The sequence below is a fragment of the Bradyrhizobium sp. GW821-FHT12B03 genome (assembly GCF_058807535.1).
Map to the genome: position 1 here is coordinate 171,908 of NZ_JBXAQU010000009.1, position 24,590 is coordinate 196,497.

General features: G+C 64.0%; 26 protein-coding genes and 2 pseudogenes. 18 read left to right on the top strand and 10 right to left on the bottom strand.

Annotated features, from left to right (window positions below; translation table 11 throughout):
- Positions 1 to 3 precede the first annotated feature (3 nt).
- From AC1RUR_RS19285 to AC1RUR_RS19300, 4 genes and pseudogenes are all read right to left on the bottom strand, one after another.
- A complete protein-coding gene (locus tag AC1RUR_RS19285; protein ID WP_492846776.1) occupies positions 4 to 675 on the bottom strand; it encodes a dienelactone hydrolase family protein in 672 nt (223 codons plus the stop codon).
- A 152-nt stretch (positions 676 to 827) separates the two neighbouring features.
- Positions 828 to 1,169: a hypothetical protein gene (locus tag AC1RUR_RS19290; protein WP_492846778.1), complete on the bottom strand. Its 342-nt coding sequence runs from the start codon at positions 1,167 to 1,169 to the stop codon at positions 828 to 830.
- A gap of 24 nt (positions 1,170 to 1,193) precedes the next feature.
- Positions 1,194 to 1,706 (bottom strand): annotated as a pseudogene (locus AC1RUR_RS19295) (alpha/beta fold hydrolase); the annotation flags it as partial.
- 15 nt (positions 1,707 to 1,721) lie between these two features.
- Positions 1,722 to 2,441, bottom strand: a complete 720-nt coding sequence (locus AC1RUR_RS19300; RefSeq protein ID WP_492846780.1) for a hypothetical protein — start codon at positions 2,439 to 2,441, stop codon at positions 1,722 to 1,724.
- An 85-nt stretch (positions 2,442 to 2,526) separates the two neighbouring features.
- Between AC1RUR_RS19300 and AC1RUR_RS19305 the strand changes: the two genes are divergently transcribed.
- Together AC1RUR_RS19305 and AC1RUR_RS19310 are read left to right on the top strand one after the other, a co-directional pair.
- Positions 2,527 to 3,714, top strand: a complete 1,188-nt coding sequence (locus AC1RUR_RS19305) for a hypothetical protein (protein WP_492846782.1) — start codon at positions 2,527 to 2,529, stop codon at positions 3,712 to 3,714.
- Positions 3,715 to 3,726: 12 nt separating this feature from the next.
- Positions 3,727 to 4,644 (top strand): DUF3800 domain-containing protein, encoded by a 918-nt coding sequence (locus tag AC1RUR_RS19310; protein ID WP_492846784.1) that lies wholly within the window; start codon positions 3,727 to 3,729, stop codon positions 4,642 to 4,644.
- A gap of 225 nt (positions 4,645 to 4,869) precedes the next feature.
- Here AC1RUR_RS19310 and AC1RUR_RS19315 read toward each other — a convergent pair whose 3' ends face one another.
- Complete coding sequence (locus AC1RUR_RS19315; RefSeq protein WP_492846785.1) at positions 4,870 to 5,658, bottom strand: alpha/beta fold hydrolase; 789 nt, start codon at positions 5,656 to 5,658, stop codon at positions 4,870 to 4,872.
- Between the two features lie 497 nt (positions 5,659 to 6,155).
- On the opposite strand from AC1RUR_RS19315, the gene AC1RUR_RS19320 reads away from it, so the two are divergent.
- The 3 genes from AC1RUR_RS19320 to AC1RUR_RS19330 all read left to right on the top strand — a co-directional run bounded on the left by AC1RUR_RS19320 (position 6,156) and on the right by AC1RUR_RS19330 (position 10,407).
- Positions 6,156 to 6,647 carry a (2Fe-2S)-binding protein gene (locus AC1RUR_RS19320; protein WP_492846787.1) on the top strand — a complete coding sequence of 164 codons (492 nt, stop codon included), beginning with the start codon at positions 6,156 to 6,158 and terminating at the stop codon, positions 6,645 to 6,647.
- The gene (locus AC1RUR_RS19325) at positions 6,644 to 8,935 is read left to right on the top strand and encodes a xanthine dehydrogenase family protein molybdopterin-binding subunit (protein WP_492846789.1); all 2,292 of its coding nucleotides are present in this window, start codon (positions 6,644 to 6,646) and stop codon (positions 8,933 to 8,935) included. Before AC1RUR_RS19320 ends, AC1RUR_RS19325 begins: the two co-directional genes overlap by 4 nt.
- A 377-nt stretch (positions 8,936 to 9,312) precedes the next feature.
- Positions 9,313 to 10,407, top strand: coding sequence for an HD-GYP domain-containing protein (locus AC1RUR_RS19330; RefSeq protein WP_492846791.1), 1,095 nt, complete (start codon positions 9,313 to 9,315; stop codon positions 10,405 to 10,407).
- 157 nt (positions 10,408 to 10,564) lie between these two features.
- Here the strand turns inward: AC1RUR_RS19330 and AC1RUR_RS19335 are convergent, their stop codons facing one another.
- Together AC1RUR_RS19335 and AC1RUR_RS19340 are read right to left on the bottom strand one after the other, a co-directional pair.
- Positions 10,565 to 12,145, bottom strand: coding sequence for an ATP-dependent acyl-CoA ligase (locus AC1RUR_RS19335; protein WP_492846792.1), 1,581 nt, complete (start codon positions 12,143 to 12,145; stop codon positions 10,565 to 10,567).
- 117 nt (positions 12,146 to 12,262) lie between these two features.
- Positions 12,263 to 12,682: a VOC family protein gene (locus AC1RUR_RS19340; protein WP_492846794.1), complete on the bottom strand. Its 420-nt coding sequence runs from the start codon at positions 12,680 to 12,682 to the stop codon at positions 12,263 to 12,265.
- 142 nt (positions 12,683 to 12,824) lie between these two features.
- Between AC1RUR_RS19340 and AC1RUR_RS19345 the strand changes: the two genes are divergently transcribed.
- From AC1RUR_RS19345 to AC1RUR_RS19365, 5 genes and pseudogenes are all read left to right on the top strand, one after another.
- Entirely contained in the window at positions 12,825 to 13,799 is a 975-nt protein-coding gene (locus AC1RUR_RS19345; protein WP_492846796.1) for a Bug family tripartite tricarboxylate transporter substrate binding protein, read from the top strand.
- Positions 13,800 to 13,949: 150 nt separating this feature from the next.
- A complete protein-coding gene (locus AC1RUR_RS19350; RefSeq protein ID WP_492846799.1) occupies positions 13,950 to 14,228 on the top strand; it encodes a DUF3551 domain-containing protein in 279 nt (92 codons plus the stop codon).
- Positions 14,229 to 14,342: 114 nt separating this feature from the next.
- The gene (locus AC1RUR_RS19355; protein WP_492846801.1) at positions 14,343 to 14,807 is read left to right on the top strand and encodes an ArsR/SmtB family transcription factor; all 465 of its coding nucleotides are present in this window, start codon (positions 14,343 to 14,345) and stop codon (positions 14,805 to 14,807) included.
- A gap of 11 nt (positions 14,808 to 14,818) precedes the next feature.
- Positions 14,819 to 15,151: pseudogene (locus tag AC1RUR_RS19360) on the top strand (SRPBCC family protein); the annotation flags it as partial.
- Positions 15,152 to 15,170: 19 nt separating this feature from the next.
- Entirely contained in the window at positions 15,171 to 15,908 is a 738-nt protein-coding gene (locus AC1RUR_RS19365) for a DUF899 domain-containing protein (RefSeq protein WP_492846803.1), read from the top strand.
- A 195-nt stretch (positions 15,909 to 16,103) separates the two neighbouring features.
- Here the strand turns inward: AC1RUR_RS19365 and AC1RUR_RS19370 are convergent, their stop codons facing one another.
- Complete coding sequence (locus AC1RUR_RS19370) at positions 16,104 to 17,351, bottom strand: S1C family serine protease (RefSeq protein WP_492846970.1); 1,248 nt, start codon at positions 17,349 to 17,351, stop codon at positions 16,104 to 16,106.
- Positions 17,352 to 17,547: 196 nt separating this feature from the next.
- On the opposite strand from AC1RUR_RS19370, the gene AC1RUR_RS19375 reads away from it, so the two are divergent.
- From AC1RUR_RS19375 to AC1RUR_RS19395, 5 genes are all read left to right on the top strand, one after another.
- Entirely contained in the window at positions 17,548 to 18,165 is a 618-nt protein-coding gene (locus AC1RUR_RS19375) for a hypothetical protein (protein ID WP_492846805.1), read from the top strand.
- Complete coding sequence (locus AC1RUR_RS19380) at positions 18,152 to 18,526, top strand: transcriptional regulator (protein ID WP_492846807.1); 375 nt, start codon at positions 18,152 to 18,154, stop codon at positions 18,524 to 18,526. Before AC1RUR_RS19375 ends, AC1RUR_RS19380 begins: the two co-directional genes overlap by 14 nt.
- Positions 18,527 to 18,556: 30 nt before the next feature.
- Positions 18,557 to 19,297, top strand: coding sequence for a di-trans,poly-cis-decaprenylcistransferase (locus tag AC1RUR_RS19385; RefSeq protein ID WP_492846809.1), 741 nt, complete (start codon positions 18,557 to 18,559; stop codon positions 19,295 to 19,297).
- Between the two features lie 120 nt (positions 19,298 to 19,417).
- A complete protein-coding gene (locus tag AC1RUR_RS19390) occupies positions 19,418 to 19,954 on the top strand; it encodes a GNAT family N-acetyltransferase (protein WP_492846811.1) in 537 nt (178 codons plus the stop codon).
- Positions 19,955 to 20,036: 82 nt separating this feature from the next.
- Complete coding sequence (locus tag AC1RUR_RS19395; protein ID WP_492846813.1) at positions 20,037 to 20,522, top strand: Crp/Fnr family transcriptional regulator; 486 nt, start codon at positions 20,037 to 20,039, stop codon at positions 20,520 to 20,522.
- Here AC1RUR_RS19395 and AC1RUR_RS19400 read toward each other — a convergent pair.
- Positions 20,461 to 21,288, bottom strand: a complete 828-nt coding sequence (locus tag AC1RUR_RS19400) for a metallophosphoesterase family protein (protein ID WP_492846815.1) — start codon at positions 21,286 to 21,288, stop codon at positions 20,461 to 20,463. The genes AC1RUR_RS19395 and AC1RUR_RS19400 overlap by 62 nt on opposite strands.
- Positions 21,289 to 21,492: 204 nt before the next feature.
- Here AC1RUR_RS19400 and AC1RUR_RS19405 point away from each other — a divergent pair, with 204 nt between their 5' ends.
- The 3 genes from AC1RUR_RS19405 (at position 21,493) to AC1RUR_RS19415 (ending at position 23,488) form a co-directional block, all read left to right on the top strand.
- Positions 21,493 to 22,179, top strand: a complete 687-nt coding sequence (locus AC1RUR_RS19405) for a DNA-3-methyladenine glycosylase I (protein WP_492846817.1) — start codon at positions 21,493 to 21,495, stop codon at positions 22,177 to 22,179.
- 49 nt (positions 22,180 to 22,228) lie between these two features.
- Positions 22,229 to 22,957 (top strand): SDR family oxidoreductase, encoded by a 729-nt coding sequence (locus tag AC1RUR_RS19410; protein ID WP_492846818.1) that lies wholly within the window; start codon positions 22,229 to 22,231, stop codon positions 22,955 to 22,957.
- A 237-nt stretch (positions 22,958 to 23,194) separates the two neighbouring features.
- A complete protein-coding gene (locus tag AC1RUR_RS19415; protein ID WP_492846820.1) occupies positions 23,195 to 23,488 on the top strand; it encodes a hypothetical protein in 294 nt (97 codons plus the stop codon).
- A gap of 156 nt (positions 23,489 to 23,644) precedes the next feature.
- Here the strand turns inward: AC1RUR_RS19415 and AC1RUR_RS19420 are convergent, their stop codons facing one another.
- On the bottom strand, positions 23,645 to 24,568 hold the full coding sequence (locus AC1RUR_RS19420; protein ID WP_492846823.1) for an amino acid ABC transporter substrate-binding protein: 924 nt from the start codon (positions 24,566 to 24,568) through the stop codon (positions 23,645 to 23,647).
- Positions 24,569 to 24,590: the final 22 nt, after the last annotated feature.

Genomic DNA, 24,590 nt, shown 5'->3' on the forward strand with positions numbered 1-24,590 from the left:
TGGCTATTTCAAATGCTTCGCGAAAAATTCCATGCTGCGCGGCCAGGCGATGTCGGCGCTGGCCTTGTCGTAGCTCGGCCGCTCGTCGCAATGGAAGCCGTGCTGGGCGCCCGGATAGATGAAGATTTCGACATCTGGCCGCTTTGCCTTGACGGTCTCGACGTCGGTCAGGGGGATGCCGGAATCCTTCTCGCCGAAATGCAGCTGGGTCGGAACCTTCGGCGTCTCGTCGGCAAAGCGCACGACGGCGCCGCCATAATAGCCGATCGCGGCCTTCAGGCCCGACAGCCGCGTCGCTGCGACGAAGGCGATGCTGCCGCCGAGACAGAAGCCGACGACGCCGACCGGGCCGACGCTCTTCACCGCGTCGATCGCGGCTTGCGTGTCGCGCATCATCGCGCTCCAGTCGGGATTGGCCACGAACTTGCGGGCCTCCGCGATCTCGTCGGGCGTATAGCCCGATTGGAAGTTCGGCGACGTCCGGTCGAAGATCGACGGCGCGATCGCGACATAGCCTTCGCTCGCGAGACGATCGCAGACCGAGCGGATGTGATGATTGACCCCGAAGATCTCCTGAATCACCACCACGGCGCCCTTCGGGCTGCCTGCGGGGTCGGCGCGATAGCCGCCGAGCTGGAAATTGTCGGAGGCCGTCAGCTTGATGTCTTGTCCCACGCGGGTTGTCCTTCTTGTTGATGATCCAATTTCAGCTCTCACCCCTCATCCTGAGGAGCGCGCCCTTCGCGCGCGTCTCGAAGGATAGAGGCCAGTGGCAGCCGGGGCCTGCATGGTTCGAGACGGCGCTTCGCGCCTCCTCACCATGAGGCTCACTCCCACATCCAGTTCTCGCCGTAGTCCTCCTTCCATCCCGCCAGCCGTCCGTGGCGGAATTGCAGGAACAGGCGGTGGCGGTAGGGGACCAGCCCGCTGCCGCCGAGGTTGCGCAGCGCGAGGTAGATCTCGTGGCCGGGACGCCCCCGCACATATTGCAGCGGCTGCCCCAGGGCGCGCGCGGTCTGATCGGCATCCATGCCGAAGGCGAGCGGGGTGTTGTTCGACAAGGTCGTGACGAAGGGCTGGCGTGGCGGCATGTTGCCGAACGGCTCTGCCTGCACGGACGCAGACATCGATAGCAACACCGCGCCCGCAGCCAACATCGCTCGCTTCATCGCTCAAGTCCTCGTCTGGTCGGCCTATCGCGGCAAGTTCTTCAGGAAAGGCACCACCGCGTCAACAAAAGCCTTGGGCTGATCGATGTTGACGGCATGTCCGGCGGCGGGGATCACGATTTTTTGTGCGCCGGGGATTTTTGCCGCCATGTAGTCCGACGCGGCGAGGAACGGGGTGTCGTCGGCGCCGACCACGATCAGGCTGGGCACCTTGATGTCGGGCAATAGCTCGATCACCTTCGCATCGCGCTGGGTCAGCATGCCGCGCGCGGCAAGCGCCAGCCCCTTGGCGTTGCGATGGCTCGCGGTGGCGCGCTCGCGCGTCGCGGACTTCAGCACGTCGAGGCCCTCGCGATCGAGCCTGTCGGCAGTGGCGAACGCCCGTGCATTCCAGGCCTCGCGCGCGTCGTCCTTCTTGAAGCCGGGACCGGTGTCGATGATCAGCAGCGCGCGGGCGCGCTCTGGATGAGCACGGTAGAACGCGAGCGACATGTAGCCGCCGAGCGACAGCCCGCCGATGATGGCGCGCTTCGCGCCGCTCTGGGCCCTTGATCAACTCTTCTTCGGCCATCGCGGATCGCTTGGGAATTCCTTCTGCGGGTCTTCGAGCACGTAGTCAGGGAGCGCGTCGAACTGCTCCTTGGGCAGCTTGAGCATTTGTTCTCGGATTTCCCTTGCCGTCTTGTTCAGCTGCGGCCCGAGGTAATGCTCGATGATAGCGGCGCAATGCTGTGACAACTCGGTCAGGGTCTCACGATTGGGAACATTGCGCCGCACCTGCATAGCCGCCAGGACCCCGCTCGGACGCTTGCCGAACAAAGGGTCTTCGATCAAGTTGATGCCAGCGTAGGACCGCTCCTGCTTCAGGTCGGCATGCGCGACATGACTATTTCGCAGTTCCATACACCACAGATGCAGGTCCTTCTGAGGAGCGAGCGCGCCCTTGAAGATGCCTTCAGACAGGCGCGTCCGCAGGTTCGAGTTGAAGCACTTTGCATAGGCGACGATTCCGGATTCGAAGTAAGCCCGCTTGTCAAACTCTAGAGGCGGCGTCTTCACACTCTCCAGCGTTGCGGTTCCCCCGGCCCGAAGAAGAGGATGAACCGCCATCCAGTCCTTCGCGAAGTTCGGAAACAACTCACCGGCCGGTGGTTCGGTCGTTTCAGAAAGCTCGGCAGCACGCGCGAATGCGTAACCGGAGAATTCCAGATCGGTTTTGATGAGGGCGTACCCGCCAAACTGCTTCCCTATCTTGCTCGTCAGCTTTTTCATAGCAAATCCCCTTGCCGGGATCAGCCTAGCACAAGCGCCTTAGGCTCGTTACGCAGCTTCGACGGCGATGTGATAGAATTCGGTTATGACTGAGTCTGAACCCCCAAACAAAGAAACAGAAGAGCCTGGCATCCTGCTGGGCAACGCAGGCAAGCCGATCAAACTGTCCGGCTTGCAATTGGATGGCGTTTCCGCAGAAGCGGGTCGCGCCGGCGACTCTATCAAAGTCTGGACACGCCTTGCGCTGACTTCAGATGATCGATTTTTTCACCGTGTGGCCGAAGGCTTGAGTAGCGCCATTGAGCACGTCGCGCGGCAGTCCAACCACTTTGTCAATCTCAAGAATGCAGGATATATCCTGCTTGTCGTGCACCCAGACAATACCGGCGAGCTCTGGGTGGATGCTGCGGCGGTCGCGTTGCGGATTATGCCGAAACGGGACATGTCCGCCGGGACAGTTCTCTTCGATAACGACATTGCCGATGTACTAGGAATGTCCTTTCCCCGCGTCGACATCGGCGAAAAAGATCGCATTGTCTGCATCTTCCGCGAAGGCTGGCGTTTTGGGCTCTTCTTCGACTTCAACCCGGACGGCAAGCTTTGCATTCCGGACATGCAGCACGATCTTGGCACCCTGTATCGACGGCTGGCGCATCGCGATCTGTATGATGCCATCGCGGATCAAACGGTCTTTTCCGGGCTGCTGACCTCAGGGTGGTTTCCATTTGTTGAAATATTAGGTGCCGAGTTCCGGACCCTTGCCAATTCCTGCGAAGCAGGATTTGAGCTGGACGATGAAGAAGCGAAGCTCCTTGCAAAATTCGATTCCGAGCGGCTTGAGCGCATGTTCAAGCGCTGGATGGCCAAGCCGCATTTTGCGGGCAAAGAAATGCTATTGCGGTCTGCCATCTATTCATTCATCGGCGGTGATGCCGTTCCGGTCCTGAAAATCGTGCTGACCGAGATCGAAGGTATTCTCAACGAGGCGTACCGGAAGGTTCACGGCCAGTCAGCCAAGCTCAAGGCCCTGCTTGCATTCGCCGTGTCATCGGCCGAGGCGAAGGCCGGGCGGCCCGACACCCTCTTGTTTTCGACAGCCTTCGCCAAATATCTTGAACAATATACTTTCGCCAACTTCGATCCCTCTACGTCAACCGGATCGGCAGGGTCACGCCACGCTGTCGGCCACGGTCATGCGGCAGCGGAGACCTACACAATGGTCCGTGCATTGCAGGCTCTTCTGACGCTCGACCAACTGGCCTTTTATACCTGAAGGAGGAAGGCCGTGGATCGTCTGCAAGCGTTCACTGACGACTCAGCGGCCCAGACCGGCGACAAGCGGCTGTTCCTAGCGGGCTACCTGCATCGGGCCGATGTGTGGGCCTCATTTTCTAAAGCCTGGAGCGATGAGCTGAAGGCGTGGCCCGCGATTGAATACCTGAAGGCTTCCGAGGCTCATCATCTCAGCGGGCAATTTCATCATAGCCAGTGGGATGAGAGAATGCGGGACGCCAAGCTCGCGAAGCTGGCGGCGATCATCTCTCACTACCAGCCGGTCTCATACGAGTTCTCCATAAACGGCCGGCTGTTCGAAGATGAGCTAAAGCCTGTCTCGCCTTACGGTTTCGGAAAAATGCAATTCACGATGTGCTTTGCAGTGGTCTCGGGCGTAGCTCGGTTCGCAGCAGAGAGTCCCCTGCGCGCGCCTATCCAGTTTGTATTCGACGAGCAGCAGGGCGTTGATGCCGATGTTCAAATGTCCTTCCCCGAAATGGTGAAGGCCTTACCGGCCGAAGCCAGAAACCTGGTCGAAGGGCTCCCCATGTTCAAGAACGAGAAGGAGCAGTCGTACGCTCCCCTGCAGGCTGCCGATTTGCTGGCGTGGCATTTGCGGCGTGAGCACGAAACGGGGGAGAAGCTCGCCAGGACAAACAGCCTCATTAGCGACGACGGCCATCTTGTGCAGGAAATCCCTGATGACGTGCTGCGCCGTTGGGCCAGCCTCCACGCCACGCTGCCCGGCGTGCTGCTGCTTCAGTCGAAACCACAATGGAAAGCCTTCAAGGCCGAACACAAGAGGCTGATCGACGCAGGAATTGATCTTTCTAAAATCAAGGGACCCGGCATTTACTATCCCGAGGGGGCACCTGCTCTCGCCCGCGCGATCGACTGGGTGAGGCGACGGATATCCAGGCGGCTATGAAGTGGCTTTTTGGCGGGCCATGCGGTGTCGCTCGCCGGAGGTCCTCGCGCGGAGGGCTGACACTCCGCAACACCGCTATCATCGCCCGTCGCGCGACTGGACTCCCTTTCGGGTCCCGCCGTCATTTCATGCCGGCGTCGCCATCACTGCCCCGAAATTGAGTGCCATCTCGTCCGGCGACACCGCTTCGCTCTGGCGGCGAGGATTTGGCTTAACTTTGCAGTGTTAGGACGTAGAAGAAGGAACAGCCTCGCCCGGCAAGTTCTTCAGGAAAGGCAGCACCGCGTCAATAAAAGCCTTGGGCTGATCGATGTTGACGGCATGTCCGGCGGCGGGGATCACGATTTTTTGTGCGCCGGGGATTTTTGCCGCCATGTAGTCCGACGCGGCGAGGAACGGGGTGTCGTCGGCGCCGACCACGATCAGGCTGGGCACCTTGATGTCGGGCAATAGCTCGATCACCTTCGCATCGCGCTGGGTCAGCATGCCGCGCGCGGCAAGCGCCAGCCCCTTGGCGTTGCGATGGCTCGCGGTGGCGCGCTCGCGCGTCGCGGACTTCAGCACGTCGAGGCCCTCGCGATCGAGCCTGTCGGCAGTGGCGAACGCCCGTGCATTCCAGGCCTCGCGCGCGTCGTCCTTCTTGAAGCCGGGGCCGGTGTCGATGATCAGAAGTGCGCGGGCGCGTTGCGGATGCGCGCGGTAGAAGGCGAGTGACATGTAGCCGCCGAGCGAGAGACCGCCGATGATGGACTGTTCGGCACCGACAGCATCGAGGATCGCCGCGATGTCGCCGACGGTCAGCGCTTCGCTGTAGGCGTTGGGGTCGTCAGGGTAGTCGGACTGGCCGTGGCCGCGCATGTCCCACAGGATCAGCTTGTGGTCCTTCGCGAGCGCATCGACCTGTCCGTGCCACATCGCCGAGGTCGAGGAGTAGCCGTGCGTGAGCAGCAGCGGCGGCCCCTCGCCATGGACCTCGTAGTGGATCCCGACGCCGTCCCGATCGATCCGTGGCATTGTTTCCGCCTTCTTTGTTTCCTGTTCACTCTAGCCGCGATGACGCTGCACCCTCTCCCCTTGTGGGAGAGGGTGGCTCGCCGCGTCAGCGGCGAGACGGGTGAGGGGTATCTCTCCGCGAATGAGTCTCTCTCAATTTTCGTGCGGAGAGATACCCCTCATCCGGCGCTGCGCGCCACCTTCTCCCACAAGGGGAGAAGGGGTACCTCTGTCGGGGGAACACTTTAGCTCGCCAAGTTACCTGGAAGAAACTACCTGAACGTGATGGCATGCATGCAGGACGCTCCGTCTGGTTGCGTCCAGTGGCTGCGCCAGTTCCGTTGTCGCAACGCACAACATGCAGGCGCCGCGATAGTTTCGATCGATTCCAAATTGCATTTGCCTCTGCGGCTGAACGCGATCATTCTTGCCGTCAAGGCTGACGCCGGCCCGGTGGGCGTCTGCCAACACAAGTTGCCGCCGTAAGCGGCTTCATGCACCGGCAGGGGAAGACGCCTATGCCAACTCTCACCATCAACGGGCGGAGTCTGTCCGTGGATGCGGCGAACGACACGCCGCTCCTCTGGGCGATCCGCGAGCAATTGCAGATGACCGGCACCAAGTTCGGCTGTGGCGCCGGGCTGTGCGGTGCCTGCACCGTGCACGTCAACGGCGAAGCCGTGCGCTCGTGCCAGACCATGGTCGGCGACGTCGCCGGCAAGAAGATCACCACCATCGAAGGCCTCTCCACCAAGGGCGACCATCCGCTCCAGAAGGCATGGATCGCCGAGCAGGTTCCGCAATGCGGCTACTGCCAGTCCGGGCAGATCATGCAGGCGGCCTCGCTGCTCGCGAAGAATCCCAATCCGACCAAGGAGGAAGTCGTCGCGCATATGGACGGCAATCTCTGCCGTTGCATGACCTATTCGCGGATCCAGAAGGCGATCATGCGCGCTGCATCCGAGATGCGCACCGCATCCGCCTCCGGCAACGAACGGAGGCCCACATGAACAAGCACATCAAGAACGCGACACCCGAGACGACCGATCTCAGCCGCCGCTCCTTCCTCGTCGGCACCGCCGCGACCGGCCTCGTGCTCGGCTATGCCGGCGTGCCGGGAATCGGTGAGGCCGTCGCTGCGCCTTCGAACTTCGAGCCGAGCGTCTGGTATGCGATCTCGCCGGACGGTCTGGTCACCGTGACCTGCGGCAAGGCCGACATGGGCCAGCACATCGCCTCCACCATGGCGCAGATCGTCTGCGAGGAATTGGGGGCGAAATGGAGCGACATGCGCGTGCAGCTCGCCTCCAACGATCCGAAGTTCAACGATCCGACGCTGGGTGCGCAGATCACCGGCGGCAGCTGGTCGACCATGATGAACTTCGAGGCGATGAGCCGCGCCGGCGCTGCCGGCCGCATCGCGCTGACGGAGGCCGCAGCCGCAGCCATGGGCCTGCCGCCCTACTTCAAGGATCAGCTGATCGTGCGCGACTCCATGGTCTCGCATCCGAAATCGAAGAAGCAGATGTCGTTCGCCGACATCGTCAAGAGCGGCAAGGCGACCAAGACCTTCACCCCGGACGAGCTCAAGACGATCAAGCTGAAGACGCCGGATCAATACACCATGATCGGCGTGTCGGTGCCGCAGCTCGACATCCCCTCCAAGACCAACGGCACGGCGAAGTACGGCATCGACGTGATGCTGCCGGGCATGGCCTACGGCAAGGTGGTGACCCCGCCGGTGCGTTTCGGCGCCACGGTGAAATCGGTCGACGACAGCGAAGCGAAGAAGGTGCCCGGCTTCATCAAGGCCGTCATCCTCGACGACAAGACCGGAACCACCTCGGGCTGGGTGGTCGCGGTCGCCGGCACCTACGCCAATGCGCGCAAGGCGGCGGACGCGCTGAAGATCGCCTATGACGGCGGTCCGAACGCAAAACTGTCGAGCCAGTCGCTGCTGGATGAAGCCATGCGGCTGCAGAAGCTGGAGGATTCCGGCCAGTTTTTCGTCAAGGACGGCGATCCCGTTGCAGCCTTTGGCTCGGCGGCCAAGGTGGTGGAGGCCGAGTACACCACCAGCATCAACATCCACGCGCCGCTGGAGCCGATGAACGCCACCGCGGAGTTCAAGGGCGACATCCTGCACATCTATTCCGGCAACCAGTTCGCGACGCGCTCCGGCGCGATCGCCGCGGGCGCGGCCGGGATCGATCCGAAGTTCGTGGTGATGCACCAGCATTGGCTGGGCGGCGGCTTCGGCCGGCGTCTCGATGCCGACATGATGATTCCCGCCGTGCAGGCGGCAAAGGCGGTCGGCAAGCCGGTGAAGGTGATCTATTCGCGCGAGAACGACATGACGATGGATTTCTCGCGCCCACTCACCTACCAAAAGGTCAAGGCCGGCGTGGACGGCGACGGCAAGCTCGTCGCGCTCAGCCACGACGTGGTCTCGGCCTGGCCGACCGCACGCTGGGGAATCCCCGATTTCCTGACGCCCTCGGTCGACAAGAAGGGCCCGCTCGACTCCTTCACGGTGAACGGAGCCGACTTCTTCTACACCGTGCCCAACCATTATGTGCGTGCGATCAAGAACGAGCTTGCGCATAACGCGACGCCGTCCGGGCAGCTCCGCTCGGTGGCGCCCGGCTGGACCTTCTGGGCGGTCGAAAGCATGATCGACGAGATCGCGGCGGCGACCGGCAAGGATCCGGCGCAGTTCCGCATCTCGCTGCTCGACGGCGCCGGCAAGAACGACGGCGGCGCGCAGCGGCTGCGCAACACGCTGCTCGCGGCGATGGGGCTGTCCGGCTACGGCACCAGGCAATTGCCGAAAGGCGAGGGCATGGGCGTCGCCTGCGTCTCGTCGCAGGAACGCGCGACCGCGAGCTGGACGGCTTGCGTCGCCCATGTCGCGGTGGCGCCATCGGGGGCCGTGACCGTGAAGAAGCTCACGGTCGCAACCGATGTCGGCACGCAGGTGCATCCCGACAACATCCGCGCCCAGGTCGAGGGCGCGGCGCTGTGGGGGCTGTCGCTGGCGATGTACGAGAAGGCGACGCTCAAGGACGGTGGCATCGAGCAGACCAATTTCGACAGCTACACGCCCTTGCGCATGAGCCAGACCCCCGAGGTCGCGGTCGCCGTGATCGCCAATGGCGAGAAGGCCACCGGCGTCGGCGAGCCCGCGGTGACGGTGGTCGCCCCGGCCATCGGCAACGCGATCTTCAACGCCAGCGGTGCCCGCGTGCGGGCCCTGCCGATCACGGCCGAGGCCGTGAAGGGGGCGATGAAGGCGTAAGGCTGGCTGCGATCGTGAGATGAGAGGATCCGCCGGAGGCCAACCTCCGGCGGATTTGTTTTGAGATCCTCTGCATCCCACACTCACCGTCATGCCCGGGCTTGTCCCGGGCATCCACGTTCTTCGCGCCCCCGGCCAAGGCCGTGGACGGCCGGGACAAGCCCGGCCATGACGGAGAAAATTCCCCTTTCCCATCAATACCCATTCTACTGTGCATGGGGTTGTTTTCGACGTTTGGCTGTTCCGGTCATGGAACCCGAAATCGCTAAAATTGCGCGCAATTCCGGAAGGCTCCATTGAGCACGCCTCTTAAGGGCCGGAGAACCTGATCCGGCTTAGGCTTTCGCCCGAAACACGCCCGTGCTGTTGGGGAAGCCATGAACGCCTCAGTCAAACCCGCCGCCAAACGCCGGCTCCTTCTCGCCTCTGACCGGAGCGACGAGAGCACCGAGCTTGCCAGCATCCTGAAGGCGGTCGGCGACGTCTCGACGGTGACGACGCAGGAGATTCCCGAGCAGCCCTCGCGGGATCTCTCCGGCCTCGTGGTCGACATCAATCTGCGCTCGCCCGAGAGCGTGCAGCGGGTGCGCAACAAGCTGCGCGGCGATGCCTATCGTTCGATGCCGCGCCTGTTCGTGCTCGCGGACGCCCTGCATCACGGCACCATGCAGGCCTGGGCGCTGGGCGCCACCGACACGATCTCGCGGCCGCTCCAGCCCGACGCGATTCTGCAGCGCATCCGCGCCGCGTTTCCCGACACCGCCACCTACGACGCGACCGATCGCGGCAAGACGCTCAACCGCGGCGTCGAGGCGGCGCATGCGGTGCTCGCCAAGATGTTCGAGAAGCTGCCGCTCGGCGTGCCCCTGACCTTCGACGACGTCATCGCCGCCGAGAGCAAGATCCTGAAGGCGATGAAGCACTCCTCGCTGCGCGAGTGGCTCACCACGGTCGGCTGCCACCATGTTGGCAGCTATCGCCACTGCCTGTTCGTCACCGGCTTTGCCGTCGCCTTCGCGCAGCATCTCGGCATGCGCGAGGACGACCAGCGCCGCCTGACCCGTGCCGCGCTGCTGCACGACGTCGGCAAGGCCTTCGTCCCCTCCGTGCTGCTCGACAAGCCAGGCAAGCTCACCGACGAGGAAATGGCCGAAGTCCGCCAGCACCCGCGCCGCGGCTATGACGCGCTCGCCGCGCAAGGCGGCTTCCCGCCGGAGATGCTCGATGTGGTGCTGCACCACCACGAATTCCTCGACGGCTCAGGCTATCCGAACGCCCTGTCGTCGAACCAGATCAGCGACATCGTGCGCCTCACGACGATCGTCGACATCTACGCCGCCCTGGTGGAGAAGCGCGCCTACCGCATGCCCTTCACCCACTCCCGCGCCTTCACGATGATGGAAGGCATGGGCAGCAAGCTCGACCAGCAGCTGCTGCAGGCGTTCCGCCCCGTCGCGCTGGGGTCGTTCTAGCTCGGTGCCGTAGGGTGGGCAAAGGCGCACAGCGCCGTGCCCACGAGCTTTCTCCGATCACACTCAGAATGGTGGGCACGCTTCCACCTTCGCTCTACGAGCTACGGCGGACAAGTCGCTTTGCCTACCCTACGGCGGCGCGCCGTGCAGCCGCGTCTCACCCCACCATCTTCCGCAGCTCCGCCTTCGCCACCTTCTCCAGCGTCGAGCGCGGCATGTCGTCGACCAGCCTGATCTCGCGCGGCACCTTGAAGTCGGCGAGGCCCTTGCGGCAGGCGGCCAGCACGCTGTCGTGCAGATCCGGCGGCGCGCCCGCGACGCCGCCGTGCGGGATGATGAAGACGACCGGCACCTCGTCCAGCATGGGATGCTTCTTCGCCACCACCGCCGCCTCGCGCACGCCGGGGACGAGGGCGACCACCTGCTCGATCTCGGACGCCGCGACGTTCTCGCCGCCGACCTTCAGCATGTCCTTGGCGCGGTCCCCGAACTTGATGAAGCCGTTCTCCAGCCGCTCGACGCGGTCGCCGGTGAGGAAGAAGCCGTGCTCGTCGAAGCTTTCGCGCGTGGCTTTCGCGTTGTGCAGATATTCGGCGAACAGCGATAGGCCGGGAATCCCCTTGATCGAGAGATTGCCGGTGTCGCCGACCTCGGTCGGCCGTCCGTCGTCGTCGGTGATCCGGATCTGGTATTCAGGCGCGGCGCGGCCGATCGACATCGGGATGTTGGGTTGATCGACCTCGCCGACGATGCCGTGCGTGATGGTCTCGGTCATGCCCCACCAGCCGATGATCGTGACGCCGAACGCGGCAAAGGCCGGCGGCGCGTTGATCGCGCTGCCCCACAAGCGGAATTTGTGGTCCTTCGGGATCTCCTGCTCGAGCAGCGCCTTCATGCAGAAAGGAATGGTCGAGGTCCAGGTCGCGCCGTGCTCGCGCGCGACCTGCCAGAACCGGCTGGCGGAGAAGCGCGGCTGGATCACGCAAGTCGCCCCGACCCACAGCGTCGCCAGCATGGAGTAGGCCAGCGCATTGGTGTGAAACAGCGGCAGATAGGCCTGGTGCACGTCGCTTGCGTGCAGGTCCTCATGCGCGGCGTTGATCTTGGCGCCCCACAGCGCATTGGCGTGGGTCCACAGCACCGCCTTCGGCCGCGACGTCGTGCCGGAGGTGTATTGCACGCTGCACGGCGCGAGCGGATCGGTGGCGCGCCTGGGACGGTCGGCGCTGTCGGCGAACAGCGCCTCGAAACTGTCGCCGCGTGCGACGGGCCGTGCCGGCGCCGCGCCCGCATCGTGCGAGGTCACCACCATCCAGCGGATGTTGCGGCAGTGCTCTGCGATGATCTCGGCATAGGCCGGCTGCGTGATGGCGGCAACCGCGCCGCAATGGTCGGCGAAATATTCCATCTCGGCCGGCGCCGAGCGCGTGTTGGTGGTGACGGCGATGGCGCCAAGCTCGACGCAGGCAAACCAGGCCAGCAGCGCCTCGATGCAATTGTCCAGGTGGATGAGCACGTACTCGCCCGGCTTCACGCCGCGCTTGGCCAGCCCCGCCGCGAGCGCGCCGACCCGCTCGTGGAATTCGCCATAACTCCAGTGCCGCCCCGGCGCGTCGAACGGCGCCCAGATCAGGAATGGATGTGAGCCGCGCATCTCGGCGCGCATTTTCAGCAGCCAGGGCACGTCGAGCCCGTCGAACGGACCCACGATTCCGGCTGCGGTCTGTTGAATGGACATGCATCCTCCCGTGCAGCCTGCATCTTGCTGGCGGCCGCTTCTGGTTTATTGCGTCTTCCTGCCACCGGATGGCGCGGGGAGCAAATCAGGGAGTGGTTGGGGCGGGCAGCGGTGGCCCTACCGGCTATCGTCTTCGTACGACGAAATCTCGATCAGGCTGCCGTCCGGATCCCTGCAATAGACCGAGCGCAGCGTGCCGCGGGCGCCCTGCTTGGGAACCGGGCCTTCCTCGATCGCGACGCCATGTGCCTTCAAATGCGCCACCACCTCGTCGGGCGCGGCGGAGGTGAGGAAGCACAGATCCTCGCTGCCTGCGGTCTGGTGGTTGGCGGTGAACCACTCCACCTTGTCGGCGTCGCGCGGCCGGACGTTGATCTTCTGGTTACCGAATTGAAGGGAAGTCCGCGGCGCTTTGCCGCCGCCGGGGTCGAACACCTTGACTTCCATGCCGAGAATCTTCCGGTACCACTCCGCGGTCACCGCGACGTCGGCGACGTTGATCACGAGATGATCGAGGGCTTCGACCTTGACCGGCATGCCTTATCCTTTCGTCGCCATGTGCGTTGCGCACTTTCCGCGTGCTTCGGGCTTTGTTACAACGCCGCTGACGACGCCTTCAAGATATCTGGCTTTCAAGAACAACGCTCTTTGAAGAACAACACCTGGGAGAACCCTTGAGATGATCACTCGCCGTACCGCGCTGGGCCTGCTTGCCGCCACTCCTCTTGCAGCCAGCCCGTTGTCGAAAGCCTTCGCCGCCGATTATCCGGCTCGCCCGGTGAAATGGGTGGTCGGCTATCCGCCGGGCGGCGCCACCGATATCCTGGCGCGGCTGATCGGCCAGCGGCTGTCGGAGAAGCTCGGCCAGCAATTCGTGATCGAGAACAAGCCGGGCGCCGGCAACAATATCGCCACCGAATCCGTGATCAATGCCGAGCCCGACGGCTACACGCTGCAGCTGGTCAATCCGGCCAACTACATCAACGCCTCGCTCTACACCAATCTGAAGTTCAACTTCGTGCGCGACATCGCGCCGGTCGCCTCGTTCCAGCGCGTGCCGAACGTGATGACCGTCAACAAGGACGTGCCGGCCAAGACCGTCGCCGAGTTCATCGAGTACGTGAAGGCCAATCCCGGCAAGGTCAACATGGCCTCGTCGGGCAACGGCACCTCGGTGCATCTGTCTGGCGAGATGTTCATGGCGATGACCGGCTGCAAGATGCAGCACGTGCCCTATCGTGGCGCGGCGCCCGCGATCACCGACATGCTCGGCGGCCAGGTGCAGGTGATCTTCGACAACATGCCCTCGATCATCCAGCACATCCGTTCGGGCAGCCTGCGTGCGATCGGCGTCACCACCGCGCAGCGCTCGGCGCAATTGCCGGACGTGCCGGCGATCGGCGAGACCGTGAAGGACTACGAGGCGAGCGCGCTGTTCGGCATGGGTGCGCCGAAGAACACGCCGAAGGAAATCATCGCCAAGCTCAACGACGAGATCAACACGCTGATGAAGGAGCCCGACATGACCAAGCGTCTGGTCGAGCTCGGCGGCGAGCCGCGGGTGCAGACCCCCGAGGCGTTCGGCGAGGAGATCAAGGCCGAGACCGAGAAGTGGAAGAAGGTCGTCGAGTTCGCCGGCCTGAAGGTCGAGTAGCGATCCTGTGATGGTCGGAAATGGAGCCCTGCCGTTCGGCAGGGCTCTTTTCTTGCGTGCGTTGTCGCGTTGACCTGGAATAAAACGGGGCGGCGAAACCTGATGATGGAGGGCGCCGTATCTCGCGCCGTGCAAAGAGGAGTTGGGATCATGCGCAAGACGCAATTGGCGCTGCTGACGCTGGGCGTGACGGTCCTTGCCGGCTTCGCCGACGTCACGCCTGCGGCGGCACGCGGCTATCCCTGGTGCGCCCAGGGCGGCGAATACGAATATCCCGGAGAATGCGCCTACAGCACCTATGAACAATGTCAGGCCAGCGTCTCCGGTCGCCTGCTGTTCTGCGGCCCCAATCCGCTCGTCGCCGATGGGCAGGTGCCCCAGCCGCAACCAAGGCCGCCCCGGCGCACGCGGCCCGTCGCGCCGAACTAGCCGCGCGCTTGCGCCGTTCCGACGGTTGAGCCTGTTCCCGATCACGTAGACGTGCAGGTCCGCGCAGGCGGGTTCCCGCTTGACCGTTCGGCGTTCGCACCTATACTAAACCACATGGTTAAGTATCAGGACGAGGCGCTGGACCGGACCTTTGCGGCGCTATCCGACCCGACGCGGCGTGCGCTTCTCGCCCGCCTCGGCGAACAGGACGGCCTGTCGGTCAGCGAGCTGGCCGCGCCGTTTCCGGTCTCGCTGCCGGCGATCATGAAGCATCTCGACGTGCTCACGGATGCAGGCCTGATCGTGCGGGAGAAGACCGGTCGCACGGTCTCGTGCCGGCTCACCGCGCAGCCGATGGAGCAGGCGATGAACTGGCTCAATCGCTACGCCCAGTTCTGGTCCGACAATCTCGATCGTCTTGCCGCCTTCGTGGAGGAAGAGACATGGCCAACACAGCCGTCAACGCCGATTCCCGCAGCGCTGAACGTCCAAGTGAACGTCCGAGCCTCACGCTCACGCGCCGGCTCCGCGCGCGGCCGGAAAAAGTCTACGCTGCCTGGACGCAAGCCGCGCAGCTAGCGCAATGGTTCGGGCCGCCGAACATGAGGCCGGCGACGCTTCAAGCCGAACTCGACGTCCGCACCGGCGGCCGCTACCGCATCAGCTTCGTCCGCGACGACGGCGAATATTTCGAGGCCGGCGGCACCTATCGCGAGGTCGCGCCGAACGAGCTCCTGGTCTTCACCTGGGCCTGGCACTCGACGCCGGAGCGCGAATCGCTGGTCACGATCTCGTTCAAGCCCGATAGCGCCGGCACCTTGATGGTTTTCCATCATGCCCAGTTCGCCGACGAGACGGCACGCGAAAACCACCAGCGCGGCTGGACCTCGTTCTTCGACAAGCTCGATGCCTTCGTCGCCTGATTTCTCAGAGGAGAATGCCATGCAGAACCATCAGATCGTTTCGCGCGAGCAGTGGATCGCGGCTCGCAAGGCCCATCTGGCGCACGAGAAGGAGCTCACGGCGGCCCGCGAGCGTCTCGCCGAGGAGCGCCGCGCATTGCCCTGGGTGAGGGTCGACAAGGATTACGTGTTCGAGGGTCCGAACGGCAAGGTGACGCTCGGCGACCTCTTCAAGGGCCGCCCGCAACTGGTGGTCCAGCACGTGATGTTCGCGCCCGACTGGGAGGCGGCCTGCAAGAGCTGCTCGTTCTGGGCCGATGGGTTCGAGCGCATGCTGCCGCATCTGGCTGCGCGGGACACCGCCATGGTCGCGGTGTCCCTGGCGCCCGTCGCCAGGCTCGAGGCCTTCAAGACGCGGATGGGCTGGACCTTCGACTGGGTCTCCTCAGGGAGTAACGGCTTCAACCAGGATTACGGCGTGACGTTCTCGCCGGAGGAGATCGCCACGGGCAAGCCGATGTACAATTTCGGCACTACGCCGATCTACGGGCCCGAGCTGCCCGGTATCAGCGTGTTCTATCGCAACGAGGCCGGTGAGGTCTTCCACACCTATTCCTGCTTTGCCCGCGGCCTCGACATGATGAACACCGCCTACCAGTACCTCGACCTCACTCCGCTCGGCCGTCATGAGGAGGGCCTGCCCTATCCGATGGACTGGGTGCGCCTGCGCGATCAGTACGAGCCGCAGGCGGCGAAGGGGGCGTGCTGTCACGGGTGAGGGACGAGGCGGCCAACATTTGCCGCGCGCTCTGAACCATCACCGTCACCCTGAGGTGGCCGCTTCTTCAGCGGCCCTCGAAGGGCGACGGCCCGGCTGCATCTCGGCCGATTCATCCTTCGAGCCTCTCCACGCGTCGCTCTGCGCCGCATGGCTCGCACCTCAGGATGACGGGGTTCACTGTGTCCGTCCCACCTACCGCTTCGCGTCGGCCTGCTCCGTCGCATTGCACGAGATCAGCATCGTATAGGGACGCGCGTTGCCGGCGATGTCGGTGGTCTTGAGCTCACTCTTCGGCTCCGCGGTCTGATAGGGCACCACGGAGTTGTCGAGGAAGTCGCGCAGCACGCCGGTCTTGATGGCGAAGTTGATGTTCTCCGGGATGTTGCCGGTCGCAGCGGCGATACGCAATGCCGGGATCTTTCCGGTGACCACGCCCACGATCTGACCGGTGGTATCGAACAGCGGCCCGCCGCTGTTGCCGGGCTGTATGGGTGCACTGATTTGCAGGAAACGCGAATCGTTGCGCATGCCGCTGAGCGAGCTGACGATGCCGGTGGTCACGGTGAAATCCGAGCTTAGAAGGCCATGGAAGGGAAAGCCGATTGCGATGACGGCATCGCCGGAGCGGATCGAACGGTCGCGAATCCGCGCAAAGTCCTTGAATGTCGTCGTCGACGGCGCCTGCAAGAGAGCGAGATCGTTGTTGGCATCGCTCGACACGACGCGCAGCACCATTGCCGCCTCGCCGGTGAGATTGCCCTTGATGTCTCCCACGCAGCCGTCGATCACATGGTTGTTGGTGACGATGTGGCCGTTCGCGCTGACCACGAAGCCGGTGCCGCTCTTGGCTCGCGCAGACTTGCTGCCGGTGGCCGGAGATGTCTGCTTGTCCGGCGCGACCTGCGGTTTGGCCGCAATCTTCGTAAAATCGCCGGCCTTGTCCAGTCCGTCGGCTTTGACTCTGGTCACACAATTGGTAACCGCGGCCACCAGGGGCGCAGTTGATGTCAGGCTGAATTGAAACGGTGTGCCCCTCGCCACTGCCACCATCAGGCTCGCCTTCTGGAGAGCGCGAGCGACGTTGGTGGGTAGAACTGCGGAAACCATCACCTCGGAAAACGCCGTCCCGAAGAGCCTTGCCTCGGTCTGGCCGTCGAAGGTTACGTCGATCGCCAGGTTCTCGCCCTTCTTGAAGCGAAATGCCGGATTGGCAAAGCCGAGCAGCCACGAGTTGTTCGCATCCTGGCCAACAAGCAAAGTGACGCCGTTGGCGTAAGGTGTGCTTGCAGCGCAGTGTGAGAATGCGCCGGTCGAATCATTGGAATAGGCGCCGCCGTTCCAGTTGCCGGCATGGATGGTGCCGAATGGCCCAGCCGCATGGACGAGCCCGGCGACGCTCACCTGCAACAGAGACGCAACGACAAATGACTTGAGCCACATACTTCCTCCCCCCGGGAACGCTCTTGGAACCATCTTATCCGCGGGAGGAGGTGCGGTGCAACCGGCAGTTGTTCGTGCGGGTCGGCGCTGCTCGCCGCGACTTTCCGGCTTGCACTTACTTTGCAATGCGATACACTTTGCAATACAAAGTAACACGTCCGACAAGCGTGGGTGGAGCGGGGTTCTGGCGTTGCCGATGCGCGATCTCGACAAGGCACTGGCCGATATCGTGACGATCCGCAGCCAGATTGCGGCGGGCACCGCGTTCCGCGGCTATGGCCCGGCGACGATGGCTGCGACCGGCGCCGTCGCACTTCTCACCGCGATCCTGCAATTCTGGCTGCTCGGTGATCCCACGAGCGAGCCGCTCGGCTTCTTCTTCGGCTGGTTCATCGCCGCCATGCTCTCCGGCCTGGTGATCGGGATCGAGATGCGGGCGCGTTCGCGCCGCCATCATTCGGGCCTTGCCGACGCCATGATCCACCAGGCGGTCGAGCAGTTCCTGCCCGCCGGCGTTGCCGGCGTGCTGCTTGCGGTGGTGATGTGGAAGTTCGCGGGCGAGACGCTGTGGCTGTTGCCGGGTCTGTGGCAGATCCTGGTGTCGCTCGGCATTTTCGCCTCCGTCCGTTCCCTGCCGCGCACCGTCGCGTTCGCCGGCGCCTGGTATTTCGTTTCGGGCTTCGCGGTCGTGGTGCTGGCGAGCCAAACCCACACGCTGTCACCATGGACCATGGGCCTGCCTTTCGTGATCGGGCAGTCGGTGATGGCGGGCATTCTGTATTTTGCGTCCGGAGACAATGATGTCGAAGACTGACAGCGCGCCTTTTTCCTACGAAGGGCTCGACCGCGTCATCCACGAGAAGGCGAGGCTCGGGCTTCTGACCTCGCTGATGGCGCATCCGAAGGGGCTGGCGTTCGCCGACCTCAAGCAGCTCTGCGGCCTCACCGACGGCAATCTCAGCCGGCATCTCGCCGTGCTGCAGGAAGCCGGGCTCGTCGAGGTGACCAAGGGCTATGAGGGCAATCGCCCGCACACCACCTGCCGCCTGACCAAGGCCGGCCGCCGCCGCTTCCTCGATTATCTCGCCGTGCTCGAGCGGCTGGTGCGCGACGCCGCCAGGGCCGCCGGCCGCGAGGCGCCGCCGCTCGGCCGTCTCGGTATCATTTCGACCTGATCGCCCCATTTTTTGACCGGAGACTTTGCAATGCAAAGTGACGTCACGCCCCGCAACGAGAAGCTTCACGTCGGCATCATCATGGACGGCAACGGACGATGGGCGACGCGGCGCGGCCTGTCGCGCGTGCGCGGCCATGAGGCCGGCGTCGAGACGATCCGCCGTATCGTCGAGGCCGCGCCCAAGCAGGGCATCGGCACGCTGACGCTCTATGCATTCTCGACCGACAATTGGCGGAGGCCGAAGGCCGAGGTCGCCGCGCTGATGACCTTGCTGCGCTTCTATCTCGCCAACGAGGTGCAGAGCCTCGTCAAGAACGGCGTGCGTCTCACCGTGATCGGCCGCCGCGACCGTCTGCCGGATGGCATCGCCAATGCGATCGCGCGTGCCGAAGACGCCACCGCCAAAGGCGGCACGCTGCATTTGCGCATCGCCGTCGACTATTCGGCGCGCGATGCCATCCTCAATGCGGCGGCGAAGGCGGCGGCGCTGACCAGCCTCACCCGCGAAGCGTTCTCGCAGCTCGTCACTGGCGAGGCCGGCTTGCGCGACGTCGATCTCATCATCCGCACCTCCGGCGAGAAGCGGCTGTCGGACTTCCTGCTGTGGGAAGGCGCCTATGCCGAGCTGCACTTCACCGAGCGGATGTGGCCCGAATTCGACGCCGGCGATCTCGCCGAGGCGCTCGCCACCTTCCATGGCCGGGAGCGCCGCTTCGGCGGCCTCCAGGCCATCATGCCCGACGAGGTGCCTTCACTCTCTCGTGTGTGACATACGGCACGGGAAACGAGCTGTTCGTTTTCAGCCGCATGATTGGCAGCGATGTCCAAGCGCTGCGTGCACGGTCTCGGCTAGGTGTGCGGTCCACGCAACCCGCCGAGAGCGTCACGCATGTTACAGCTACTTCCGGGAGCCGTCGCCGCGCCGGTCGACCTGGCCGAGGCGAAGGGGATGGTCTGCATCAGGACCGCCAGCGCATCCGACGCGGAGGACCTGTCGGTCTATTTCACCGGCCTGTCCACGACATCGCGCAACAAGCGATTCATGGGCGCGCGCGCCGACCTCGCCGTGGTCGCGGCCGAATGCGTCGCGAAGGCCGACCGTCCCGGTCACTTCACCTTGCTCGCCGAGTTCACGCAGGAGGGGCAGCGCACGATCATCGGCGAAACGCACTATGCCTACGATGCGGCTGCGCGGCACGGCGAGTTTGCCATTTCGGTTGCCGATGCCTTCCAGCGCATCGGGCTTGGCCTTCAGATGATGACGGTGATGGAGATGCGTGCGACCGATCTCGGCCACGAGATGATCGCCGGCGAGACCGCGCGAACGAACGCGGAAATGCGCGGCTTGGCGAAGAAGGCTGGCTTCAGGGATACCGGGCTCGGAGACTGGCAGTCGGTTCATCTCGCAAAGCGCCTGCCGCGATAGGCGAACGCAGCTTGATTTGCCGCATGGCACGGATCGTGCTCTAGTATCCCTCGGGTATCCCCAGCGATGGGAGCTTTTGGCGATGCGCGCAGTTCTGGATTATTGCACCGGCGGAACGGAGCGGCAGGTCGCGGCCGGTACGGTCGTCGTCACCGAGGGCGGCACCACCGGGCATCTCTATGTGCTGATGCAGGGCAAGCTCGAGGTGCTCAAGGGCGAGATGGTGGTCGCCACCGTCACCGAGCCCGGCGCGGTGCTGGGTGAAATGTCCGTGCTGCTGGGCCAGCCGCACACTGCGACGGTCAGGGCCTGCTCCGATGCAATCGTCTACGAGTTCGAGGATGCCGCCTCGTTCCTGAAGCAGGAGCCGGGGGTGGCTCTGCTGATCGCGAAAATGCTGGCGCAGCGGCTCAACGTCGCCAACACCTATCTTGCCGATCTCAAGCGGCAATATGCCGGCCACGGCACGCATCTGGCCATGGTCGGCGAAGTGCTCCAGAGCATGATCAACCTGCCGCCGCTTGAGGTCTCGCCAGGCTCGGATCGGCAATCCGATCCAAGAATGTAAGCCAGTCGGGCGGCGCCTCGATAAAAGCTGCCGGCCGCTTCAGCGGCGCGCCGAGGTCGATCCACTGCGCTTCGCCCGCCGCCAGCCAGAACGCCTTGTCGGCATCGAGATCCAGCACGATATGCGTCGGCGGCCGGCCCGGTTGCAGGCCCGCATTGAACACCCAGGTCTGGCCCAGCCGGTCGAACCATGAACCATCGGTGATGAACGGTGACTGATGCACATGGCCCGAGATCACCATCGACGGCTGATATTGCATGATCCACTGCACCACCTCGACATCGCCAAAGAAGCGTTTGCCGCCCCAGCTCGTCGGTGAATCCGCCGGCGGCGCATGATGCGCCCAGATCCAGCGCGGCGGCCGGCTCGCCGCGACATCGCGGAGCTGGTCGGCAATGCGCTGCTTGACCAGCGGACCATCCCACCAAGGGCACACCGTGAACAGCGTGTCGCCGATGGTGAGGCTGTCGCCGTCGCAGGCAATGCCGAGCTCCCGTACCTCCGAGATCCAGCGCGAGATCTTCTCGCCCTCCGCATTGCGCTCGTCGAGGTCGTGATTGCCGGAGCAGAGGATGACCTTGGTCCGGGCGGCAAGCAGCGCGAGGTACTTCTTCACCACCACGATCTGCGCGCGAAAATCCACCATCGAGCCGATGTCGAGCGCGTCGCCGGCGAAGATCACGAGGTCGAATTGCGGCGCCGCGCTGACCAGCCAGTCGAACTGCGGCAGCGAGTAATGCAGGTCGGCCACGACCAGGCAGCGCATCGAAAATCCGTTCGCGAGATTGAAATGTCAGGGAATTCCAAAACGGCATAGAGCAAGAAGCAGACCAGCATGGCCGCTCCGTCGCGTCAATTCAATGAAGGCAGCATGCTGCGGTCCGCCGGACAATGCAAGCCGCGAGACGTCGCAGGGCTGGACCGGATCGTCGAATTCTGGTGACGTGGCCTGCCTCAACGTGGTGACCGCATGACCCCGTTCAAGACCATTCGTGCCCGTGCCGAGAAGCGCAAGGGCGGGCCCAAGGCGCTCGACAAGCTGATGCCCGACAAGCCCGACCTCAAGCGTCTGGCGAAGCTCGGCGACGATCGCATCCTCGCCGAGATGACCCGGCGGGTGTTTTGCGCGGGCTTTGCCTGGAGCGTGATCGATTCGAAATGGGACGGCTTTGAAGACGCCTTCCTGCGTTTCCAGCCGGCCAAGCTCACCTTCCAGCCCGAAGACTATTGGGACGGCCTGCTGCGCGATGCGCGGATCGTGCGCAACGGCGCCAAGATCATGTCGGTGCGCGACAACGCCGCCTTCGTGCAGGAAATCGCGAAAGAGCACGGCAGCTTCGGCAAATTTCTGGCGAAATGGCCGCCGTCCAACGAAATCGGCCTGCTCGATCTCCTCGCCAGGCGCGGCAGCCGGCTGGGCGGCAACACCGGCCAGATGCTGCTGCGCTTCGTCGGTTGGGACGGATTTGTGACGTCCGGGGACGTCGTCGCCTGCCTGCGCGCCGCCGGCCTCGACATCGCCGAGGAGGTGAAGTCGAAGGGCGATCTCGCAAAGGTGCAGGCGCAGTTCAACGCCTGGGCCGAGGAGACCGGCCTTCCCTACGCATATCTGTCGCGCATCTGTGCGCTTTCGGTTGGCGAGGCCAGAAGCGAATAGCGACAGGCTGCGTCGTCATTCGGTGTCGTGCGATCGGGAGGAAGACCCTATGGCAAGCGAACTCGAAGGCAGAGTTGCCGCCGTGACCGGAGCCGCGTCGGGCATCGGATTGGCCAGCACCGAAGCGATGCTGGCCGCAGGCGCGCGCGTGGTGACGGTCGACCGTGACGCTGCCGCATTGCAGGCGCTCCACGACAAGCATGGCGATGCACTGATTCCGCTCGTCATCGATCTCCTCGATCCCGCGGATTGCGCCACGCTGCTGCCGCGAGTTCTGGAGCGAGCGGGGCGGCTCGATATCCTGCACGCCAATGCGGGTGCCTATGTCGGCGGCGATCTCGTCGATGCCGATCATGGCGCGATCGATCGGATGCTGAACCTGAACATCAACGTCGTGATGAAGAATGTGCGCGACGTGCTTCCCCACATGATCGAGCGCCGGAGCGGCGACATCATCGTCACGAGCTCGCTCGCGGCCCACTTCCCGACGCCGTGGGAGCCCGTCTATGCATCGTCCAAATGGGCGATCGACTGCTTCGTCCAGACGGTGCGTCGCCAGGTGTTCAAGCACGGCATCCGCGTCGGCTCGGTGTCGCCCGGCCCCGTCGTCACCGCGCTGCTCGCGGACTGGCCGCCCGAGAAGCTGCAGGAGGCGAGGGACTCGGGAAGCCTGCTGGAGGCCAGCGAGGTGGCCGAGGTCGTGATGTTCATGCTGACGCGGCCGCGCGGCATGACGATTCGCGATGTCGTCATGCTGCCCACCAATTTCGATCTCTAGATTGCGCCGACGAAGCGCCGGCGGGCGTGACCGGCGATCCGCGTCAAAATGATGTGCATGATGTGGCGATCACGTGCCGCACGCAGGGAAGGTGCGGCACGTCATCACAAAATGCATCGATCCGGAACAATTGCGCCCTGCACCCGTTCGGGAGCTTGAGCCAGGCAAATCAGGAGCAGGGAACTCCCGCCATGGCTCAAATCCATGAAACCGGACATGACAGAAACGGAGCAGCTCATGAAGCTAACGTCCGCGCAGGTGAAGCAGACCATCACGCAACTCGGCGCCCAGGTGCTGCCCGACGAGCATCCCGCCATGCCCCAGCTCAACAGCATGTTCGGCGAGCACACCTTCTTCGTCGACGAGACGGGACTGAAGGTCCTCGAGCCCACACCGTCGCAAGGTGCAGAACGCCAGACCGGCGAGGTCGTCAGTCTCGCCGACTGGAGCGATGCGGATCTGACGCGCCTGATGGCGCACGAGCCCGAGCCGACGGGTGTGATCGTCGTGTTCGAGCACATGAAGCATTGAAGCCATTCGCCCGGCTTGGAAGCGGCCCGTCATGAGCGGCGATCCCGAAGACATCGATCTCCGCTGGAGGCGCAGTTCATTGACGGGCAGCGCCAACCGGGCCGTGGCGCCGCCGACCTATCCGAGGTCGTGCGCGGCGGCTCGTCCTCGTTGTCCTCACTGCGTGTTGTTGCCCGTTCGATACGCGTCGGGGTCGCCGCTGTCGATCAGATGCGAGATCGCGCGCCTGAGTGGCGCACTCATCGGAACGTTGAGGTTGATGTTCTTCGGCAGGGTCGGAGCCAGGAACCATTTGGCATAGATCTGCTCGATCTCCCCGCTGCGATAGACCGCCGCCATTGCGTCATCGACCACCTTCTTGAACGCCGGATCGTCGCGGCGCATCATGATGCCGTATGGTTCGAGCGACAGCGCCTCGTCGGACACGGTGTAGTCGGCGGGTGCCGCCGAATCGGCCACCCGGCTGTACAGCAGGATATCGTCCATCACGAACGCGTCGGCGCGGTTGGATTCCAGCATCCGGAATGCCTCGCCATTGTCCTTGGCGGCAAGGATGGTGAAATCGAGGTGATATCGCCCGTTGAGCTCGCTGATCTGCTTGATGTTGGTGGAGCCGATGGTGGATACGACGATCTTGCCCTTGAGGTCGTCCAGCGTGCGCAGTTTGGCGGTCGCTCTGGCCGCGAAACGGTTCGCGGCGACGAAATAGGTCGTCGAGAACGACACCACCTTCTGCCGCTCGAGGTTGTTGGTGGTCGTTCCGCATTCGAGATCGATCGCTCCGCTCAGGATCGACGGAATGCGGCCCGACGGGGTGACGGGCACGAGCTTGACGTCGAGCTTCGGCAGGCCGAGCCGCGCCTTCACCGCATCGACGGCGAGGTAGCAGAGGTCCATGGCGTAGCCCACGACTTTTTCGTTGTTGTCGTAGTACGAGAACGGGATCGACGATTCGCGGTGTCCGAGCGTGATGGTGCCGGTGCGCCGTATCTTTTCCAGCGTGCCGGTCAGCTCCTCGGCGGCCGCCGCCTGGCTCGCGATGCTCAGTGCCGCCGCGGCCAGGATCATCCTGATGGTCATGTTCCAGCTCCTTGTTGGAGGT

What these genes read in the sequence shown, in the direction of transcription:
- AC1RUR_RS19290 (WP_492846778.1), bottom strand. Translation starts at nt 1,169, where the DNA reads ATGAAGCGAGCGATGTTGGCTGCGGGCGCGGTGTTGCTATCGATGTCT.
- AC1RUR_RS19300 (WP_492846780.1), bottom strand. Translation starts at nt 2,441, where the DNA reads ATGAAAAAGCTGACGAGCAAGATAGGGAAGCAGTTTGGCGGGTACGCC.
- AC1RUR_RS19305 (WP_492846782.1), top strand. Translation starts at nt 2,527, where the DNA reads ATGACTGAGTCTGAACCCCCAAACAAAGAAACAGAAGAGCCTGGCATC.
- AC1RUR_RS19315 (WP_492846785.1), bottom strand. Translation starts at nt 5,658, where the DNA reads ATGCCACGGATCGATCGGGACGGCGTCGGGATCCACTACGAGGTCCAT.
- AC1RUR_RS19320 (WP_492846787.1), top strand. Translation starts at nt 6,156, where the DNA reads ATGCCAACTCTCACCATCAACGGGCGGAGTCTGTCCGTGGATGCGGCG.
- AC1RUR_RS19325 (WP_492846789.1), top strand. Translation starts at nt 6,644, where the DNA reads ATGAACAAGCACATCAAGAACGCGACACCCGAGACGACCGATCTCAGC.
- AC1RUR_RS19330 (WP_492846791.1), top strand. Translation starts at nt 9,313, where the DNA reads ATGAACGCCTCAGTCAAACCCGCCGCCAAACGCCGGCTCCTTCTCGCC.
- AC1RUR_RS19335 (WP_492846792.1), bottom strand. Translation starts at nt 12,145, where the DNA reads ATGTCCATTCAACAGACCGCAGCCGGAATCGTGGGTCCGTTCGACGGG.
- AC1RUR_RS19340 (WP_492846794.1), bottom strand. Translation starts at nt 12,682, where the DNA reads ATGCCGGTCAAGGTCGAAGCCCTCGATCATCTCGTGATCAACGTCGCC.
- AC1RUR_RS19345 (WP_492846796.1), top strand. Translation starts at nt 12,825, where the DNA reads ATGATCACTCGCCGTACCGCGCTGGGCCTGCTTGCCGCCACTCCTCTT.
- AC1RUR_RS19350 (WP_492846799.1), top strand. Translation starts at nt 13,950, where the DNA reads ATGCGCAAGACGCAATTGGCGCTGCTGACGCTGGGCGTGACGGTCCTT.
- AC1RUR_RS19355 (WP_492846801.1), top strand. Translation starts at nt 14,343, where the DNA reads ATGGTTAAGTATCAGGACGAGGCGCTGGACCGGACCTTTGCGGCGCTA.
- AC1RUR_RS19365 (WP_492846803.1), top strand. Translation starts at nt 15,171, where the DNA reads ATGCAGAACCATCAGATCGTTTCGCGCGAGCAGTGGATCGCGGCTCGC.
- AC1RUR_RS19370 (WP_492846970.1), bottom strand. Translation starts at nt 17,351, where the DNA reads ATGTGGCTCAAGTCATTTGTCGTTGCGTCTCTGTTGCAGGTGAGCGTC.
- AC1RUR_RS19375 (WP_492846805.1), top strand. Translation starts at nt 17,548, where the DNA reads ATGCGCGATCTCGACAAGGCACTGGCCGATATCGTGACGATCCGCAGC.
- AC1RUR_RS19380 (WP_492846807.1), top strand. Translation starts at nt 18,152, where the DNA reads ATGTCGAAGACTGACAGCGCGCCTTTTTCCTACGAAGGGCTCGACCGC.
- AC1RUR_RS19385 (WP_492846809.1), top strand. Translation starts at nt 18,557, where the DNA reads ATGCAAAGTGACGTCACGCCCCGCAACGAGAAGCTTCACGTCGGCATC.
- AC1RUR_RS19390 (WP_492846811.1), top strand. Translation starts at nt 19,418, where the DNA reads ATGTTACAGCTACTTCCGGGAGCCGTCGCCGCGCCGGTCGACCTGGCC.
- AC1RUR_RS19395 (WP_492846813.1), top strand. Translation starts at nt 20,037, where the DNA reads ATGCGCGCAGTTCTGGATTATTGCACCGGCGGAACGGAGCGGCAGGTC.
- AC1RUR_RS19400 (WP_492846815.1), bottom strand. Translation starts at nt 21,288, where the DNA reads ATGCGCTGCCTGGTCGTGGCCGACCTGCATTACTCGCTGCCGCAGTTC.
- AC1RUR_RS19405 (WP_492846817.1), top strand. Translation starts at nt 21,493, where the DNA reads ATGACCCCGTTCAAGACCATTCGTGCCCGTGCCGAGAAGCGCAAGGGC.
- AC1RUR_RS19410 (WP_492846818.1), top strand. Translation starts at nt 22,229, where the DNA reads ATGGCAAGCGAACTCGAAGGCAGAGTTGCCGCCGTGACCGGAGCCGCG.
- AC1RUR_RS19415 (WP_492846820.1), top strand. Translation starts at nt 23,195, where the DNA reads ATGAAGCTAACGTCCGCGCAGGTGAAGCAGACCATCACGCAACTCGGC.
- AC1RUR_RS19420 (WP_492846823.1), bottom strand. Translation starts at nt 24,568, where the DNA reads ATGACCATCAGGATGATCCTGGCCGCGGCGGCACTGAGCATCGCGAGC.